The 16,026-nt window shown below is 66.3% G+C and carries 17 protein-coding genes; 16 read left to right on the top strand and 1 reads right to left on the bottom strand.

Features of this window, described 5'->3' with window-relative positions:
- Window positions 1-147 precede the first annotated feature (147 nt).
- The 16 genes from FNA67_RS12190 (at window position 148) to FNA67_RS12265 (ending at window position 13,650) form a co-directional block, all read left to right on the top strand.
- Window positions 148-1,014, top strand: coding sequence for a metallophosphoesterase (locus FNA67_RS12190; protein WP_147656206.1), 867 nt, complete (start codon window positions 148-150; stop codon window positions 1,012-1,014).
- Between the two features lie 14 nt (window positions 1,015-1,028).
- Window positions 1,029-2,318 carry an ABC transporter substrate-binding protein gene (locus FNA67_RS12195; RefSeq protein ID WP_147656207.1) on the top strand — a complete coding sequence of 430 codons (1,290 nt, stop codon included), beginning with the start codon at window positions 1,029-1,031 and terminating at the stop codon, window positions 2,316-2,318.
- Between the two features lie 58 nt (window positions 2,319-2,376).
- Window positions 2,377-3,297 (top strand): carbohydrate ABC transporter permease, encoded by a 921-nt coding sequence (locus FNA67_RS12200; protein ID WP_049705431.1) that lies wholly within the window; start codon window positions 2,377-2,379, stop codon window positions 3,295-3,297.
- On the top strand, window positions 3,287-4,162 hold the full coding sequence (locus FNA67_RS12205) for a carbohydrate ABC transporter permease (RefSeq protein ID WP_053167893.1): 876 nt from the start codon (window positions 3,287-3,289) through the stop codon (window positions 4,160-4,162). Before FNA67_RS12200 ends, FNA67_RS12205 begins: the two co-directional genes overlap by 11 nt.
- Window positions 4,162-4,899: a tyrosine-protein phosphatase gene (locus FNA67_RS12210; RefSeq protein ID WP_147656208.1), complete on the top strand. Its 738-nt coding sequence runs from the start codon at window positions 4,162-4,164 to the stop codon at window positions 4,897-4,899. Before FNA67_RS12205 ends, FNA67_RS12210 begins: the two co-directional genes overlap by 1 nt.
- Complete coding sequence (locus tag FNA67_RS12215) at window positions 4,899-6,011, top strand: ABC transporter ATP-binding protein (protein ID WP_049705433.1); 1,113 nt, start codon at window positions 4,899-4,901, stop codon at window positions 6,009-6,011. Before FNA67_RS12210 ends, FNA67_RS12215 begins: the two co-directional genes overlap by 1 nt.
- A 78-nt stretch (window positions 6,012-6,089) precedes the next feature.
- Window positions 6,090-7,205: an acetate/propionate family kinase gene (locus tag FNA67_RS12220; RefSeq protein ID WP_049705434.1), complete on the top strand. Its 1,116-nt coding sequence runs from the start codon at window positions 6,090-6,092 to the stop codon at window positions 7,203-7,205.
- A 117-nt stretch (window positions 7,206-7,322) separates the two neighbouring features.
- Window positions 7,323-8,729, top strand: coding sequence for a F0F1 ATP synthase subunit beta (atpD, locus tag FNA67_RS12225; RefSeq protein ID WP_147656209.1), 1,407 nt, complete (start codon window positions 7,323-7,325; stop codon window positions 8,727-8,729).
- Window positions 8,726-9,169 carry a F0F1 ATP synthase subunit epsilon gene (locus tag FNA67_RS12230; RefSeq protein WP_147656210.1) on the top strand — a complete coding sequence of 148 codons (444 nt, stop codon included), beginning with the start codon at window positions 8,726-8,728 and terminating at the stop codon, window positions 9,167-9,169. The genes atpD and FNA67_RS12230 overlap by 4 nt, the downstream gene beginning before the upstream one ends.
- Window positions 9,166-9,447: an AtpZ/AtpI family protein gene (locus FNA67_RS12235; protein ID WP_147656211.1), complete on the top strand. Its 282-nt coding sequence runs from the start codon at window positions 9,166-9,168 to the stop codon at window positions 9,445-9,447. Before FNA67_RS12230 ends, FNA67_RS12235 begins: the two co-directional genes overlap by 4 nt.
- Window positions 9,444-9,713 carry an N-ATPase subunit AtpR gene (locus FNA67_RS12240; RefSeq protein WP_147656212.1) on the top strand — a complete coding sequence of 90 codons (270 nt, stop codon included), beginning with the start codon at window positions 9,444-9,446 and terminating at the stop codon, window positions 9,711-9,713. The genes FNA67_RS12235 and FNA67_RS12240 overlap by 4 nt, the downstream gene beginning before the upstream one ends.
- The gene (locus FNA67_RS12245) at window positions 9,710-10,372 is read left to right on the top strand and encodes a F0F1 ATP synthase subunit A (RefSeq protein WP_147656213.1); all 663 of its coding nucleotides are present in this window, start codon (window positions 9,710-9,712) and stop codon (window positions 10,370-10,372) included. Before FNA67_RS12240 ends, FNA67_RS12245 begins: the two co-directional genes overlap by 4 nt.
- Window positions 10,373-10,387: 15 nt before the next feature.
- Complete coding sequence (locus FNA67_RS12250) at window positions 10,388-10,636, top strand: F0F1 ATP synthase subunit C (protein WP_049705440.1); 249 nt, start codon at window positions 10,388-10,390, stop codon at window positions 10,634-10,636.
- Entirely contained in the window at window positions 10,633-11,358 is a 726-nt protein-coding gene (locus FNA67_RS12255) for an ATP synthase F0 subunit B (RefSeq protein ID WP_147656214.1), read from the top strand. Before FNA67_RS12250 ends, FNA67_RS12255 begins: the two co-directional genes overlap by 4 nt.
- Window positions 11,342-12,841, top strand: a complete 1,500-nt coding sequence (locus FNA67_RS12260) for a F0F1 ATP synthase subunit alpha (RefSeq protein WP_147656215.1) — start codon at window positions 11,342-11,344, stop codon at window positions 12,839-12,841. The genes FNA67_RS12255 and FNA67_RS12260 overlap by 17 nt, the downstream gene beginning before the upstream one ends.
- Window positions 12,838-13,650, top strand: a complete 813-nt coding sequence (locus FNA67_RS12265; protein ID WP_147656216.1) for a F0F1 ATP synthase subunit gamma — start codon at window positions 12,838-12,840, stop codon at window positions 13,648-13,650. The genes FNA67_RS12260 and FNA67_RS12265 overlap by 4 nt, the downstream gene beginning before the upstream one ends.
- On the opposite strand, the gene FNA67_RS12270 is transcribed toward FNA67_RS12265, so the two are convergent.
- Window positions 13,639-16,020, bottom strand: a complete 2,382-nt coding sequence (locus FNA67_RS12270) for a phosphoketolase family protein (RefSeq protein ID WP_147656217.1) — start codon at window positions 16,018-16,020, stop codon at window positions 13,639-13,641. The two genes, FNA67_RS12265 and FNA67_RS12270, sit on opposite strands and share 12 nt — an antisense overlap.
- Between the last annotated feature and the right edge of the window lie 6 nt (window positions 16,021-16,026).

Below are 16,026 nucleotides of genomic sequence, written 5' to 3' on the forward strand. Positions count from 1 at the left end.
ACTGAATGAACCGTCATTCACTTGTCATGCAGCGAAGCTACCTAGGCGATCGTTCCGGTGCAAGAGCCAAAAATCACGGCCCGCCCCGGCGAGACTTTCGACTGGATCCGGCGCCCCGCGCGCCGGTCGCTGCCACAGGAGGGCGCCATGTCCGACCCCGTTACCTTCGTCCATCTGACCGATCTGCATGTGGGCAATCCCGCAGTCGCGGACGACCATCTCTATTCCGATACCTCGGCCACGCTTGAGGCCATTCTGGCCGACGTGAAGAAGCTGGTGCCGCAGCCGAGCTTCATCGTCGCGAGCGGCGACCTGACCAATCGGGGCGACGAGGCGAGCTACAACGAGCTCAAGCGCATCCTCGCCGATGCCGAACTCGGCATGCCGGTGCTCTTCGCCCTGGGCAACCACGACCGCCGCGACGGCTTCTACCCGGCCATGCTGGCGCGCACCGAGGGTGTCGACGCGCCCTATGATCATGCCCAGGTGATCGACGGCATCCACGTCATCGTCATCGACTCGAGCGTCCCCAACAAGATCGGCGGCAGCTTCGAGCCGGGCCAGCTCGATTGGCTCAAGGCCGAGCTCGACCGTCACGCCGACCTGCCCAAGCTCCTGGTGATGCACCACGCCCCGGCCCTCGACGCCAATCCGGACATGGAATGGGAATCGCTCTCGATCGCCGACACCGAGGCGTTGCGCCAGGCCATCCAGGGCAAGAACGTGATCGGCATCCTTTCGGGCCACATCCACTTCGACCGCGTCAGCAACTGGCATGGCGTTCCCGTCGTGGTCGGCATCGGCCAGCATGCGGCCACCGACGTGCTCTGGCTTCATGAAGGCCTGCGCATGCTCGAAGGCGCCTCCTTCGCCATCGGCACGCTGCGCCCCTCCGGCCTCTCCATCACCTTTGCCCCCCGCCCCGCGACCCGCCAAGAGCTCCACAGCTTCACCTTCAAGGGCATGGCCGAGGTGCTCAAGAAATACGAAGCCGGCAACGTGGCCGCCGAGTGAACGGAACCCGCACGATGAACCGCAAATCCTTCCTCCTTGGCGCCCTGGCGCTCACCCTCGCCGGCCCGGCCCTGGCCCAGACCATGGCGCCCAGCGTCGACCAGCCGGTGACGATCACCTTCTACAACTACAACCTGGGCAGCGCCGGCATCGGCGCCGAGGCCACCAAGAAACTCCTCAACGAGTTCATGGCCGAGCATCCCAACATCACCGTCGAGGGCGTGCCCTATTCGAGCGCCGATGGCAGCCGCATCCAGGCGGACCTCGCCGCCGGCCTGCCCGTGGACATGGTGCAGACCGTGTTCAGCGACCTCGACTTCGCCGTTCATAATTGGGGTGCCAAGGCGCTCGAGGACATCGCTCCCGCCGACGAGATGGCCGCCCATTTCGAGGGCATGAGCCCGAACGGCCTCAAGCTCGGCGTCCTCGACGGCAAGACCTACGGCCTCGCTTACACCTTCTCAACGCCCATCCTTTTCTACAACGCCGACCTCTTCCGCCAGGCAGGCCTCGACCCCGACAGCCCGCCCAAGACCTGGGCCGCCGTCAAGGACGCCGCCATCGCCATCAAGGAAAAGACCGGCAAGGAAGGCTTTGCGGCAGGCATCACCGGCCCCAGCGCCGCCGACTGGCTGTTCCAGGGCGTCGTCCGCTCCAATGGCGGCGAAGTCATCTCGCGCGACCGCAAGACGCTCAAGTTCGGCGAACCCGAAGCGATCGAGGCCGTCGCCATGCTGCGCGACCTCCACGATGCCGGCGTCTACGAGAACCTCGATATCTCGGGCGCCATGGAAGGCATGGCCGCCGGCAATGTCGGCATGTACCTCCAGACCAGCGCCGTCCAGGGTGTGCTGGTGGCCGGCGCCAAGGACAAGTTCGACCTGCGCGCTTCCACCATGCCGAGCTTTGGCGACAAGCCCGTGCGGCCGAACAATTCCGGCTCCGCGCTCACCATCCACACCGCCGACCCGGTCAAGCAGCGCGCGGCCTGGGAACTGATGAAGTTCCTCACCTCCAAGCACGGCTACACCATCATCACCTCCGAGATCGGCTACCTGCCGCTGCGGACCGACATCGTGGACGACCCGCAATACCTGGGTGACTGGGTCAAGAGCCATCCGCTCGTGCAGCCCAATCTCGAGCAGCTCGCCGTGCTCGAGCCGTGGGACCCGATGCCGGGCCCGAACTACCGCCAGATCGTCAAGACCATGATGGACGCCGTGGAAATGTCCGTCTTCGGCGGCGCCGACGTCGCGGCCACCATGGCCGATGCCCAGGCGAACGCCCAGGCGCTCATGCCCTGACCATTCGGCCCGCCGGCAATGTCGGCGGGCCGCACTCCCAAGAGAAAGGAGCGCGACAATGACTATTGCATCCGCCGCACCACCGCGCCTGAGGCGCATGACCCAGTCGCGCTGGGCGCCATGGCTTTACCTCTCGCCTGCCCTCATAACGCTGGTCGTCTGGATCTACTGGCCGCTGGTCGACGCGGTTCGGCTCAGTTTTTACCAGTGGAACATGCTGCCCAACTCGCCCCAGCTCTTTGTCGGCTGGGACAACTACCAGCGCATCTTCGCGCTGCCCAAGTTCTGGCAGGCCCTGCGCAATACCGGCGTCTACATCGCCGGACTGCTGCCCCTGGCGGTACTGATCCCGCTCGCCATCGCCATCTACACCCATGACCTGCCGGCCCGCTCGCGCAACGTCTATCGCGCCATCATCTTCGTTCCGATGATCATCGCGCCCGTCGTCGCCGCGGCGGTATGGCGCTGGCTGCTCGACCCGGGCTACGGCCTCGCCAACCAGGCGATCAAGGGCGTCGGGCTGGAACCGGTCAAGTTCCTCAGCGACCCCAAGGTGGCGATCTGGACGGTGATCCTGATCACCGGCTGGAAGCTGATGGGGTTCTCGACGCTCATCCTGGCTGCCGCCAACGCCAACATCAATCCATCCCTCATCGAGGCTGCCCGCATGGACGGCGCCAGTAAATGGGAAGTGATCCGCGACGTGCGCCTGCCGCTACTCAGTTCCACGGTGCTGTTCCTGGTGGTGATGACCATCCTGCTCGGCGCCCAGTGGAGCTTCACCTACATCAACGTCCTCACAGGCGGCGGCCCGCTCGGCTCAACCACCAACATCTACTACCTGCTCTGGGATTTCGGCTTCTCGACCATGTCGGTTGGCTGGGGCTCGGCGGCGGCGGTGATCCTCTTCCTCGGCTTCGGCGCCCTGGCCTTCGTGCTGTTCCGCCTCATCGACCGGTATTCGTTCCATGACAACTGATGCACTCGCCCAACCGGCCCTCGCTCGCCCCATAACGCTGCGGCGCATTTCGGACAGATCCGGGCTCAACACGGCCGCCGGCCACCTGCTCATGGTGCTGCTGTCGATCTTTTGCCTGTTTCCGGTCTACTGGATGGTGGCGAGCTCCTTCCGCCCCGCCAACGCCATGTTCGAGACCAGCCTTTGGCCGATGACGGGCTCGCTGGACAACTACACCCAGGCGATCGACGCTATCCCGATCGGCCGGATGCTGATCAATACGCTGGTCTTCTCCGCCGTCTCGACCGTCCTGCAACTGCTCACGGGCATCCTTGCCGCCTTTGCGTTCGCACGCTGGAAGTTCCCGTTCGACAAGCTGGTCTATACCGGCGTGGCGCTCACCTGGCTGGTGCCGTTCCAGGTGGTGATGATCCCCAATTACCTGCTTGTGGCGCAGATGGGTCTGCTCGACAATGTCCTCGCTCTGATCCTGCCCAATCTGGCCTCGGCGCTGGCGATCCTGCTGCTCGCGCAGGCCATGCGCGGCTTCCCCAAGGAAGTCGTCGAGGCAGCGCGCATGGATGGCGCCCGCAACTGGCGCATCCTCTGGGAAGTGCTGGTGCCCAACCTGCGCGGAACCATCGCCTCGCTCGCTATCCTCATCTTCATTTCGACCTGGAACGAGTACTTCTGGCCGCTCCTGCTCAGCCGTACGGCGGAGAACAGCGTCGTCCAGATCGGCATCCAGATGTTCATGACCACCGAAGGCAACCAATGGGGACCGCTGATGGCCGCTTCCACTCTGGCGAGCCTGCCGGTCCTGATCATCTACATCGTCCTGCAGCGTCAGGTCGTCCAATCCTTCATGAAATCCGGTATCCGCTGATGCAAACCACCCCCAACCGCCACCTGCCCATCAACGGCACCTTCAACATCCGCGACCTGGGCGGCTACGCCGCTTCCGGTGGAGAAACCCGGTGGCGCCGCCTGCTGCGGGCCGACGCTCTGCACCGGCTCGACGCCCAGGGAGTCGAAGAGCTGCTCGACGCCGGCGTGACAACGGTCATCGACCTGCGTCACGCGGACGAACTGGCACACCAGCCCAACCCGTTCGCCACCCACGACGCCGTGGCCTACCACAATATTTCGCTTCTCGACGGGCTGGCCCCCAGCCTGATGGATGAAGGTGACGTGCTGCTCGAGCTCTATAAACTCGCCCTGGTGCAGCGCCAGGCGGCGCTGGCGCAGGTCCTGCGGATCATCGCCGACGCGCCATCCGGCACGGTGCTGTTTCATTGCACGGCCGGCAAGGATCGCACCGGCATCGTCTCCGCCCTGCTGCTGGGCGTTGCCGGCGTCGATGCAACGCAGATTGTTGAAGACTATGCCCTCACCGCCCAGCTCATCGCTCCCATGGTCCAGGACCTGGTGGCCGGGGCGGTGGCACGCGGGGCGGACCCGGCGGGGTTCCAGCGGCTGCTGGCCTCCGAGCCGGCAACGATGGTCGCCACCCTCGGCTTCATCGAAGCCGAATACGGTTCGCTCACGATCTACCTCGATCGCATCGGGCTGGACGACGCCACCGTCGCACGCCTGCGCAACCGCCTCCTGGGAGAAATCTGATGGCCGATCTCAAGATCACCGACGTCAAGAAGTCCTATGACGGCAAGCCGGTTCTGCACGGCATCGACGTCACCATCCCCGATGGCGACTTCGTGGTCATCGTGGGCCCCTCGGGCTGCGGCAAATCCACCTTGTTGCGCATGATCGCAGGCCTGGAGGACATCACCTCGGGTACCGTCGCCATCGGCGGAACGGTGATGAACGACATCGAGCCCGCCGACCGGGGCTGCGCCATGGTGTTCCAGAACTACGCGCTCTATCCGCACATGACGGTGCGCCAGAACATCGCCTACCCCCTGCGCATTGCGCGACTGCCGGTCGCCGAGCGTGACAAGCGCGTGGAGCAGGCGGCAAAGATCCTCAACCTCACCGACTATCTCGATCGCCGCCCCGCGCAGCTATCGGGCGGGCAACGGCAGCGCGTCGCGATGGGTCGCGCCATCGTCCGCGAGCCGGAGGTCTTCCTCTTCGACGAACCCCTTTCCAACCTCGATGCCTTGCTGCGCGTGCAGATGCGCATCGAGATCAAGCGACTCCACAAGCGCCTCCGGGCCACCTCGATTTTCGTGACCCACGATCAGGTCGAGGCGATGACCCTTGCTGACATGCTGATTGTGATGAATGGCGGCCGGATCGAGCAGATCGGTTCGCCCGCCGAAATCTACCGCAAGCCGGCATCGACCTTCGTGGCCGGCTTCATGGGCGCACCCGCAATGAACCTTATGCCCGCGACGGTCGGAATGGATGGCCAGGTCCTGCTTGATGGCACCGGCGGCCCGATGAACCTCGGCTATGGCACGCTGGCGGAAGGCACGCCGCTGACCGTGGGCATCCGCCCCGAAAGCCTCGTGCTCTCCGAGACTGTCGGACGCGGCATGCCTGCCACGGTCGAACTGGTCGAAGAACTCGGCGGCTCGCGCGTTGCCTACTGCTCGCTGGCCGGACGCGAGATCTCGGTGGTGTTGCCCCCGGGTGACGCCGACCTGGAAGGGAAGACAGTCTCGATCGCCTTCCCCCCAGAAGCCATGCACGTGTTTGACCGCGTCACCGGCAGGCGCGTCGAGACGAGCCTGTCGCTCCAGCCTCGCGTGGAGCGAGAACTGGCGAGCTAACGCCGCAACGACCGTACTATCGGCACTGGCCCTCGTCCCACCTTGCCGTCATGATGACGGACAAAGGGAGGGACGGGCATGACAGGGGCGATACTCACTCTCAACGCCGGCTCGTCCAGCCTCAAGTTCCGCGTGTTCCGGCGTACGGACCTGGCGCTGCTGGCACGAGGCGCCGTGACGCGGATCGGTGGCGACACCGAGCTCAGGGCCAGCCTCGACGACGGCGAGGAAACGGTCGAGGCATTGGCTCAGGGCAGCGACCATGGCGCGGCACTCGAGGCCCTGCTGGCCTATGTCGGCCGCCACGACGACGGCTGGACGGTCGAGGCGGTCGCCCACCGCATCGTCCACGGCGGCACCAAATATCTGCGCGCCACGCTCGTCTCCCCCCAGGTGCTGGCGGACCTGGAAGCCCTGGTGCCGCTGGCGCCGCTCCACCAGCCCCACAACCTCGCCGCCATCGCTGCCTCGCGCCGGTTCATCGGGGACGCTCCAGACATCGCCTGCTTCGACACCGCCTTCCATGCCGGACGCGATCCCCTGTTCACGCATTTCGCCCTGCCCAATGAGTTCTTCGACAAGGGCGTTCGCCGCTACGGCTTCCACGGGCTGTCCTATCAATGGCTCGCGCACGTGCTGCAACACGAGCATCCCCGTATTTTCGCCGGACGCGTGATCGCGGCGCATCTGGGTAATGGCGCGAGCCTTTGCGCCATGCGCGAAGGCCGCAGCGTGGACACCACCATGAGCATGACGGCCGTCGACGGCGTGCCGATGGGAACGCGTTCGGGCGCGGTCGATCCGGGCGCGATCCTGCTTCTCAAGCGCACGTACGGGATGGAACTCGAGGATATCGAGGACCTGATCTACAACCGTGCCGGCTTGCTAGGCCTATCGGGCAAATCGAACGACGTCGCCGCGCTGCTGGCCGACGGAACGGCTCAATCGCGCTTCGCCCTCGATTTCTTCGCCATGCGCTGCGCCCAGGCCGCCGCATCGCTTGCGGTTGCGCTCGGCGGGGTGGATGCAATGGTCTTCACCGGTGGCATTGGCGAGAACGCCGGACCGGTGCGGGAGGCAATCGTGCGCCATCTGGCCCCGCTCGGCACCTTCGAGACCCTCGTCATCCCCGCCAACGAAGAGCGCATGATGGCGATGGAGGCTATCGCCCTGCTCGACGGCTCCGGCGGCTGATCCGGCAAAACCGCATGGCTCGCCATCCGAACTAGCTGTGGCGCTGCAAGACCTTGGTGCTATTCTGCAAACAGGCGCTTCAGGGCGCCCGATGCACCCGAGCGCTCGAGAGGCACCATGCCTGACCGGATTGCGCGTGTAACGGCCGTACGCGGCCCCGTGGTCGAAATGGCCACGGAAGGTGAACCACCTGCCATCCACGATGCCGTCATCGTGGACCCGGATGGTGCGTGCGTAACCTGCGAGGTGCAGTCGCACCTGGATGGCGGACGCTTTCGGGCCATCGCCCTTCAATCCACACAGGGTCTCTCCCGATTGATGCAGGCGCGCCTTACCGGTGCCCCGATCACCGTGCCGGTGGGCGACGCCGTGCTTGGCAGGCTGCTCGATGTCCTGGGAGCCGTCGGAGACGGCGGCCCCGCCCTGCCCGCCGATACACCGCGCCGCGCCATCCACCAACCGGCTCCGCCACTCTCCGGGCCGCGGGCCAGCACTGATCTCTTCACGACCGGCATCAAGGTCATCGACCTCCTTGCCCCATTGGCGCAGGGCGGCAAGGCCGCCATGTTCGGAGGCGCCGGAGTGGGCAAGACGGTGCTCGTGACCGAGCTGATCCACGCCATGATCACCAGCTATGACGGCGTGTCGGTATTCGCCGGTGTCGGGGAGCGCTCGCGCGAAGGCCACGAGATGCTGCACGACATGAAAGGGTACGGCGTCCTCGACCGCACGGTGCTGGTCTACGGCCAGATGAACGAGCCCCCGGGCGCGCGCTGGCGCGTGCCGCTGACGGCGCTGACCATGGCCGAGCACGTACGCGACCAGCAGGGACGCAACGTGCTGCTGCTGATGGACAACGTCTTCCGCTTCGTTCAGGCGGGCGCCGAGGTCTCGGGGCTCCTGGGCCGCATGCCCTCGCGCGTCGGATACCAGCCCACGCTTGCCACCGAAGTGGCGGACCTGGAGGAGCGCATTGCTTCGTCCGGCCGCGCCTCGGTCACCGCCATCGAGGCGGTCTACGTGCCTGCCGACGATTTCACCGATCCCGCCGTCGCCGCGATCAGCACGCACATGGACAGCACCGTAGTGCTCTCCCGCGAGCTTGCAGCCCAAGGCATCTATCCTGCCGTAGACCCGATGCGCACCACGTCTTCCCTCCTCGACGCCACCGTGGTCGGGGACGATCACGCCCGCGCCGCCGCCGAGGTGCGCGAACTGATCGAGCATTACAACGAGATGCGCGACGTCATTGCGCTGCTCGGCGTGGAGGAACTCAGCCGCGACGAACAGTTGCTCGTGGGACGCGCGCGGCGTCTCCAGCGCTTTCTCACCCAGCCCTTCTTCGTTGCCGCCGCCTTCACCGGCATGGCTGGTCGCACGGTGCCCGTCGCCGAGACCGTTGCTGGATGCCGGGCCATCCTGTCCGGCGAATGCGACGACTGGGACGAAGGCTCGCTCTACATGATCGGCAATCTGGAGGAAGCACGCACCCGAGAGAACGCCCGCAGGAAGGCCGCCGCATGACCGGATTGCTGCAACTGACGGTCAGTACGCCGCTCCAGATCGTGCTGGTGGACAATGCGGTGGCCTCGCTTCGGGCGGAGGACGCGAGCGGCAGTTTCGGCATCCTGCCGGGTCACGCCGATTTCCTGACGGTGATCGATGCCGGCGTGATGCGCTGGCGAGGCGCGACCGAAGACTGGCGGTACTGCGCGCTGCGCGGTGGCATCTTCGCCGTGACCGGAGGCACGCACGTGCGGATCGCCTGTCGGGAGGCCATCGTCAGCGACGAGCTGGCGGCCCTGGAGTCGCGCGTCGCCGCAGCGCGCCTGGAAGCAGAAAATGCCATCCGCAACGCCCGCACCTCCGACACGCGCCTCCACGCCCGCGCCATCCGCCAGCTCATGCATGAGCTCTCGGCCGGAGGCGACACGCTGGGTCTGTTCCCGGAGGGCGACCCGTGAGGGACCAGGAGCATCTCGACCGCACCGGGGAGGCTGCCCACCGGGCCGAGGAGCGCGAACGTGCCGGCCGCGCCGACCCCGAACCCTCGCTGGCCCGCCGTTTCGGCCAGATCGGCGTCCTAGGCTGGATCATCGTACTACCGACGCTGGGCGGCCTGGCGCTCGGCCACTGGCTCGACGCGCGCCTCGGCGGCGGTATCACCCTGGCCGCTGCCCTGTTGATGGTTGGGGCAGCCCTCGGCCTTTGGCTGGCCATGCGCTGGATGCACGAACAATGACCCTTTCTGACCCTGCCGCGCTCGCTATCCCCCTGCTCGCCCTCCTCGTCGGCCTGGCTGCCGGCTGGGCCCATTTCGCAAGCCTTCGCTACGTGACCGGGCTGCTGGCCGCCGGACGGCTCTCCGCCGTCATGCTGCAAATGGTGCGGCTCGCGCTGCTCGCCGGCCTGCTCGTGCTCTTCGCCAGGAACGGAGCTCCAACCCTGCTTTTTGGCGCGGCCGGCATTCTCGCCGGCAGGTATTGGGTCTTGAGGAGAACGCGATGATCGCCTCCCCGCTGACTGCGGCACCGGCATTTGCCATCGGACCGCTGACGATCACTTGGCCGGTCGTCACCACCTGGGCGATCATCGCGGCCCTCGCCCTCGCCTCCTTCCTGGCGACACGACGCCTGTCGCTGCGGCCCGGCCGAGCCCAAGCCGTTCTCGAACTGCTCGTAACCACGCTCGACAAAGAGATCACCGCCACGGTCCCGGGCAATCCGGCGCGGTTCCGCGGCCTCATCGGCATGCTTCTGATCTTCATCCTTTGCGCCAACTGGTCGACGCTCATTCCGGGCGTCGAGCCCCCGACGGCGCACCTCGAAACCGATGCGGCGCTCGCGCTGGTCGTCTTCGTCGCCGGCATCTACTGGGGCATTCGCCTGCAGGGAGTAGGTGGATGGCTGGCAACTTTCGCGCGTCCGAGCTGGATTATGATCCCGCTCAATTTGGTCGAGCAGATAACGCGGCACTTTTCACTGATGGTGCGCCTGTTCGGCAACGTCATGAGCGGCGTCTTCGTCATCGGCATCGTCGGCGTGCTGGCCGGGCTTCTCGTCCCGATTCCGCTGATGGCGCTCGATCTGCTCACCGGAGCCGTCCAGGCCTACATCTTTGCGACCCTGGCGCTGGTCTTCATCGGCTCGACCGTAAATGAGGCCTAGAAACGGAGAATTGGCGTGAATGACCTGATCCAGATCATCAGTATCATCTCAGCGGCGCTGGCCGTAGGCCTGGGCGCGATCGGGCCTGCACTGGCCGAGGGGCGCGCGGTGGCGGCGGCCCTCGAGGCCATCGCCCGCCAGCCCGAGGCCGCCGGGACCATTTCGCGCACGCTGTTCGTCGGTCTGGCCATGATCGAGACCACGGCCATCTACTGCCTCGTCATCGCCCTCCTGGTGCTGTTCGCCAACCCGTTCGTCTCATGACCTTCGACTGGACCTCCTTCGCCTTCCAACTGATCAACGTCCTGATCCTGCTGGCAATCCTCCACCATTTTCTCTTTCGACCGGTGGCGGAGGTCATAACGCGCCGGCAGGCCACGACGGACGCCGCCCTCAAGGCTGCCGAGGATGCCAAGGCCGAGGCGGAAGCCGCCAGGGCCAAGGCCGACGCCGAAGCCAAGGCCAATGCAGATGCCCGCCAGCAGGTATTGGCCAAGGCCAGGACCGATGCGGAGGAACGCCGCCAGGGACTGCTCGACAAGGCTCGCCAGGACGCGGCCAGGATCGTCGCCGATGGCGAAACGGCCCTCGACCATCGCTCCGCCGACGCGCAGGCCCAGGCGCTTGACCGTGCGCGCGACCTCGCCGAGACCATTGCAAGGCGCGCGCTGGCGGCCCAGCCATCCGGACCGCTTGGCTACGCCGAACGCCTGACGCGTTCGCTCGCCGGCATGGGGCACGCTGAACGCGATGCCCTGCTCAAAGGCGACGGCCTGCGTCTCGTCGCGCCAAGCGCACTCGACGACGACGCTCTAAAGGCCGCACAGGCCGCCCTCGCTCCCTACGGCGCCAGCCCGCAAGTCGATATCGACCCGGCCCTGATCGCAGGTCTCGAGCTACGGTCCGCCAATGGCGTGATCCGCAACTCGCTGGCCCACGACCTCGATACCATTGCAGAGGCGATGCGCGATGAACGGGCCGCCTGATCCCGCTCTGGACAAGCTGCGCGGGCGCATCGCTGCCGCCCGCCTGGGCCCCGAACTGGAGGAACAGGGCACGGTGATCGCCATCGCGGATGGGCTGGCGACGATCGCAGGGTTGCCCGGCGCCCAACTCAACGAGGTCGTCACTTTCGGTGGAGGCGCGAGAGGGTTCGTGCTGACGCTCGATGAAGACCGGCTCCACGCCGCCTTCCTCGATCCAATGGCCGGCGTGACCGCGGGGGACATCGTGACTCGCACGGGTCACCTGGCGTCTGTACCGGCCGGGACGGAACTCCTCGGACGCATCGTCGATCCCCTCGGGCGCCCGCTCGACGGAGCACCACCGCCAGACTGGGCGACCATTCTGCCCGCGGAGCGCCCTGCCCCCCAGATCATCGAGCGGGACTTCGTTTCCGAACCGATGGAAACGGGCCTGCTGGTGGTCGATGCGCTCTTTGCGATCGGGCGCGGGCAGCGCGAACTCATCATCGGGGAGCGCAAGACCGGCAAGACCTCGATCGCGGTCGACGCCATCATCAACCAGGCCGGCAGCGACATGATCTGCATCTATGTCGCAATCGGCCAACGCATGTCGGCAGTGCGGCGCGTCATCAATGCCGTGCAGCGGCTTGGCGAGCCGGCACGCACCATCTTCGTCGTCGCCGAAGCCACGGCCCCGGCGGGCCTGCAATGGCTGGCTCCCTTCTCGGCAACCTCCATGGCCGAGTGGTTCCGCGACCAGGGCAAGCACGTGCTGATCGTCTACGACGACCTCACCAAGCACGCCGCCACCCACCGTGAACTAGCGCTGCTCTCCCACCAGCCGCCTGGGCGAGAGGCCTATCCCGGCGACATCTTCTACCTCCATGCCCGCCTGCTCGAACGGGCCGCCAAGATGGCCCCCGAACGCGGCGGCGGATCGCTGACCGCCTTGCCGATCGCCGAGATCGAAGCGGGTAATCTCTCGGCCTACATCCCTACCAACCTGATCTCGATCGCCGACGGACAGATCGTCACCTCCCAGGCGCTGTTTGCCGGAAACCAGCGACCGGCGGTCGATGTGGGGCTTTCGGTCAGCCGCGTGGGCGGCAAGGCCCAGTGGGGAGCCATGAAGGCCGTGGCCGGCAGGCTGCGGCTGGACTACGCCCAGTTCCTCGAAATGAAGGTCTTTTCCCGGTTCGGCGGTTTCGGCGACGCGGCGATGAAAGCCCGGATGACCAGAGGCGAACGCATCGCTGCGCTCCTGTCCCAACCCCGCTTCGCGCCCCTGCCGCTGGTGACCCAGATCGCCCTGCTGTCCGCCCTCAACGAAGGACTGCTCGACGCGCTCGACCCGCCCCGCATCGCTGCCCTCAAGACGGCCCTCCCCGCCCTGCTCGACGCCGATGCACGTCTTGAGGAGTTGCGGACGCATATGCAAACGCTGGACGATGCCACCCGGGCGGTGCTGATCGAAGTGGTGCGCAGTGGCCTGGAGCAGCCATGACCGAGCGCCCCGAAGATATCCAGAAGCGGCTCGCGGGGCTCGATGACATCGGCCAGGTCGTGGGCGCGCTGCGGGCCATTGCGGCGGGGCATGTCGGGGAAGCCCGCACGGCCACCAAGGCGGTGGCAACCTATGCGCAAACCGTCGAGGACGCGCTCTCCCTGCTGACAGCGGAGGACCGCAGCCCTCTCGGCCAGGGCCCCGGCCTGCTGCTGATCGTCGGAACTGCCCAGGGTTTCTCGGGGTCGCTTTCCGCCCGCATCGCCGAGGCAGCCCGTCTGGCGATGCGCGACGAGCCGGGGCTCATCGTCGTCGGCAACCGGACGCTCGAAATGCTCAGGGCCGAGGGGACAGAGGTCCTCTGGTCCTCCGACCTCCCGGGACACCCGGCGAGCGTCGCGGAGCTGGCGAGCTCGGTGACCGATGCGCTGGTGCGCCATGCCGTCGACAACCCCGGCCCCATCCGAGCCGTCATAGCGCCCCTTCACGCGGGCGTGCCGCCGGAAGTCCGCAAGCTTTTCCCACCGCCTCCCCTTCCGGAAGGAACCGCACCACGGGGGACGCGCCCCATCACCACAATGACGGCGGCGGACCTGATCACCGGACTGTTGCAGGAAGCCCTGTTCGCCGCCGTGATCCGCGCGCTCCTGGAAGGCGCGGCGGCCGAAGCGCAGGCGCGTGTCGAGGCGATGGCCCGGGCCCAGAGCAATCTGCGTTCACGGCGTGAGGACGTTGAGCGCCAGTACCAGCAGGCCCGACAGGAAGGCATGACCACCGAGATGATCGAGCTTGCTGTTTCACGCCTGTGAGGCGCCGCCCTTCGGCTCCCATCTCCAGTTCCGGATCTCGGGCATGTCCTCGCCGTATTCGCGCACATAGGCCCGGTGTTCAGCCAGCTTTCCCTCAATCTGCGCAACCACCGGCCCGGCGCGGCCCGCGAGATGCGGCAGGCGCGCGATCGCGCCCAGCGCCAGGTGATACCGGTCCAGCCCGTTCATCACCGCCATGTCGAACGGCGTCGTCGTCGTGCCCTCCTCCTGGAAGCCATGGACGTGGAAGTTGTCGTGGTTGTTCCGCTTATAGGTCAGGCGGTGAATGAGATAGGGGTAGCCGTGATAGGCGAAGATCACCGGCTTGCCAGTGGTGAACAGGGCATCGAATGCCGCTTCGGTGAAGCCGTGCGGGTGAGTGGTGTGCGCCTGCAGGGTCATCAGGTCGACGACATTGACCACCCTGATCTTGAGATCGGGAAAGGCATGCCGCAGCAACTGCACGGCGGCCAGGGTCTCGATGGTCGGCACGTCGCCTGCGCAGCCCATCACCAGGTCGGGCTCGTCGGCAGCCGCACAGGTGCTCGCCCATTCCCACACCCCTGCCCCCTCCCGGCAGTGCTGTTCCGCCTCCGCGGCAGACAGCCATTGCGGCTGTTTCTGCTTTCCGGCCGTAATGACGTTGATGCGGTTCCAGGTGCGCAGGCAATGATCGGTGACCCAGAGCAGGCAATTCGCATCCGGCGGGAAGTAGAGGCGCACCGTGTCCGCCTTCTTGTTGGCGACGAAATCGGCGAAGCCCGGATCCTGGTGGCTGAAGCCGTTATGGTCCTGCCGCCAGACATGTGAGGTCAGCAGATAGTTGAGCGAGGCGATCGGAGCTCGCCAGGACAGCTCCTCGGAGGTCTGCAGCCACTTCGCATGCTGGTTGACCATCGAATCCACGATGTGGATGAAGGCCTCGTAGCAGGAAAAGAGCCCGTGCCGGCCGGTGAGTAGATAGCCTTCGAGCCAGCCCTGACACATGTGCTCGGAGAGCACTTCCATGACCCGCCCCTCGCGCGCCAGATGCACGTCGTAGGGCTCGATTTCTTCCATCCAGACACGGTCGGTCGCCTCGAACACCGCATCCAGCCGGTTGGAGGCGGTCTCGTCCGGCCCCATGAGCCGGAAATTGCGGGTCTCCCGGTTTGCCTGCATCACCTCACGCACCAGGGCGCCCATCACGCGTGTCGCCTCGGCATCGAGTGCGCCGGGCACATGCACGTCGAGCGCGAAGCCGCGCCAATCCGGCAGCACGAGGTCACGCTTGAGCAGGCCACCATTGGCATAGGGCGTGGCGCCCATGCGCTTCTGCCCTGAAGGCACGAGGCTTGTGATGTCCGGCGTCGGCTCGCCACGGTCATCGAACAGTTCGTCGGGACGGTAGCTGCGCATCCATTCCTCGAGAATGGCGCGGTGTCCATCGTCACCCCGGGCGTTGGAGACCGGCACCTGGTGGGCGCGCCAGAACCCTTCCACCTTGAGGCCATCCACTTCCTTGGGACCGGTCCAGCCCTTGGGACTGCGCAGCACGATCATGGGCCAGCGCGGCCGCTCGGGCTCGTCAGCGCCCGCCCTCGCCGCGCGCTGGATCTGCGCGATGCGATCGAACGCCCTGTCGAGGGTCCCCACCATGACCTGGTGCATGGGCATGGGCTGGTCCCCCTCAACGAAGAGCGGTTCGTACCCATAGCCGGCAAAGAGGCTGCGCAACTCTTCGTCGCTCATCCGGCCGAGGATCGTGGGGTTGGCGATCTTGTAGCCATTGAGGTGCAGGATGGGCAACACGGCCCCATCGACGCGGGGGTTGAGGAACTTGTTGGAATGCCACGCCGTGGCCAGCGGACCGGTTTCGGCCTCGCCATCCCCGACCACGCAGGCGACCACCAGATCGGGGTTGTCGAATGCGGCCCCATAGGCGTGGACCAGCGCGTAGCCGAGTTCGCCCCCTTCGTGGATCGATCCGGGCGTCTGCGGCGCCACATGGCTGGGGATGCCGCCGGGAAACGAGAACTGCTTGAAGAGTCGACGCATGCCTTCGGCGTCACGCGAGACCTGGGGGTAGATCTCGCTATAGGTGCCCTCGAGCCAGGTATTGGCGACCATCCCCGGCCCGCCATGCCCCGGCCCGCAGACATAGAGGATGTCGGTGCCACGCTCTCGGATAATGCGGTTGAGGTGCACGTAGATGAAGTTGAGACCGGGCGTCGTACCCCAGTGGCCGAGAAGCCGCGGCTTGACGTGCTCTGCCCTCAGGGGCTGGCGCAGCAACGGGTTTTCCATGAGGTAGATCTGACCGACGGAAAGGTAATTGGCGGCCCGCCAGTAACGATCCATCGCCTCGAGGGTCGCGCTATCGATGCCCATGCCAAG

The sequence above is a fragment of the Youhaiella tibetensis genome (genome assembly GCF_008000755.1).
GTDB classification, from domain to species: Bacteria; Pseudomonadota; Alphaproteobacteria; order Rhizobiales; family Devosiaceae; genus Paradevosia; species Paradevosia tibetensis.

Excerpts from the sequence above, each read along its gene's own strand:
- FNA67_RS12220 (WP_049705434.1), top strand. The coding sequence starts at position 6,090 with ATGACAGGGGCGATACTCACTCTCAACGCCGGCTCGTCCAGCCTCAAG.
- FNA67_RS12205 (WP_053167893.1), top strand. The coding sequence starts at position 3,287 with ATGACAACTGATGCACTCGCCCAACCGGCCCTCGCTCGCCCCATAACG.
- FNA67_RS12265 (WP_147656216.1), top strand. The coding sequence starts at position 12,838 with ATGACCGAGCGCCCCGAAGATATCCAGAAGCGGCTCGCGGGGCTCGAT.
- atpD (WP_147656209.1), top strand. The coding sequence starts at position 7,323 with ATGCCTGACCGGATTGCGCGTGTAACGGCCGTACGCGGCCCCGTGGTC.
- FNA67_RS12200 (WP_049705431.1), top strand. The coding sequence starts at position 2,377 with ATGACTATTGCATCCGCCGCACCACCGCGCCTGAGGCGCATGACCCAG.
- FNA67_RS12240 (WP_147656212.1), top strand. The coding sequence starts at position 9,444 with ATGACCCTTTCTGACCCTGCCGCGCTCGCTATCCCCCTGCTCGCCCTC.
- FNA67_RS12190 (WP_147656206.1), top strand. The coding sequence starts at position 148 with ATGTCCGACCCCGTTACCTTCGTCCATCTGACCGATCTGCATGTGGGC.
- FNA67_RS12255 (WP_147656214.1), top strand. The coding sequence starts at position 10,633 with ATGACCTTCGACTGGACCTCCTTCGCCTTCCAACTGATCAACGTCCTG.
- FNA67_RS12270 (WP_147656217.1), bottom strand. The coding sequence starts at position 16,020 with ATGGGCATCGATAGCGCGACCCTCGAGGCGATGGATCGTTACTGGCGG.
- FNA67_RS12210 (WP_147656208.1), top strand. The coding sequence starts at position 4,162 with ATGCAAACCACCCCCAACCGCCACCTGCCCATCAACGGCACCTTCAAC.
- FNA67_RS12195 (WP_147656207.1), top strand. The coding sequence starts at position 1,029 with ATGAACCGCAAATCCTTCCTCCTTGGCGCCCTGGCGCTCACCCTCGCC.
- FNA67_RS12230 (WP_147656210.1), top strand. The coding sequence starts at position 8,726 with ATGACCGGATTGCTGCAACTGACGGTCAGTACGCCGCTCCAGATCGTG.
- FNA67_RS12215 (WP_049705433.1), top strand. The coding sequence starts at position 4,899 with ATGGCCGATCTCAAGATCACCGACGTCAAGAAGTCCTATGACGGCAAG.
- FNA67_RS12245 (WP_147656213.1), top strand. The coding sequence starts at position 9,710 with ATGATCGCCTCCCCGCTGACTGCGGCACCGGCATTTGCCATCGGACCG.
- FNA67_RS12260 (WP_147656215.1), top strand. The coding sequence starts at position 11,342 with ATGAACGGGCCGCCTGATCCCGCTCTGGACAAGCTGCGCGGGCGCATC.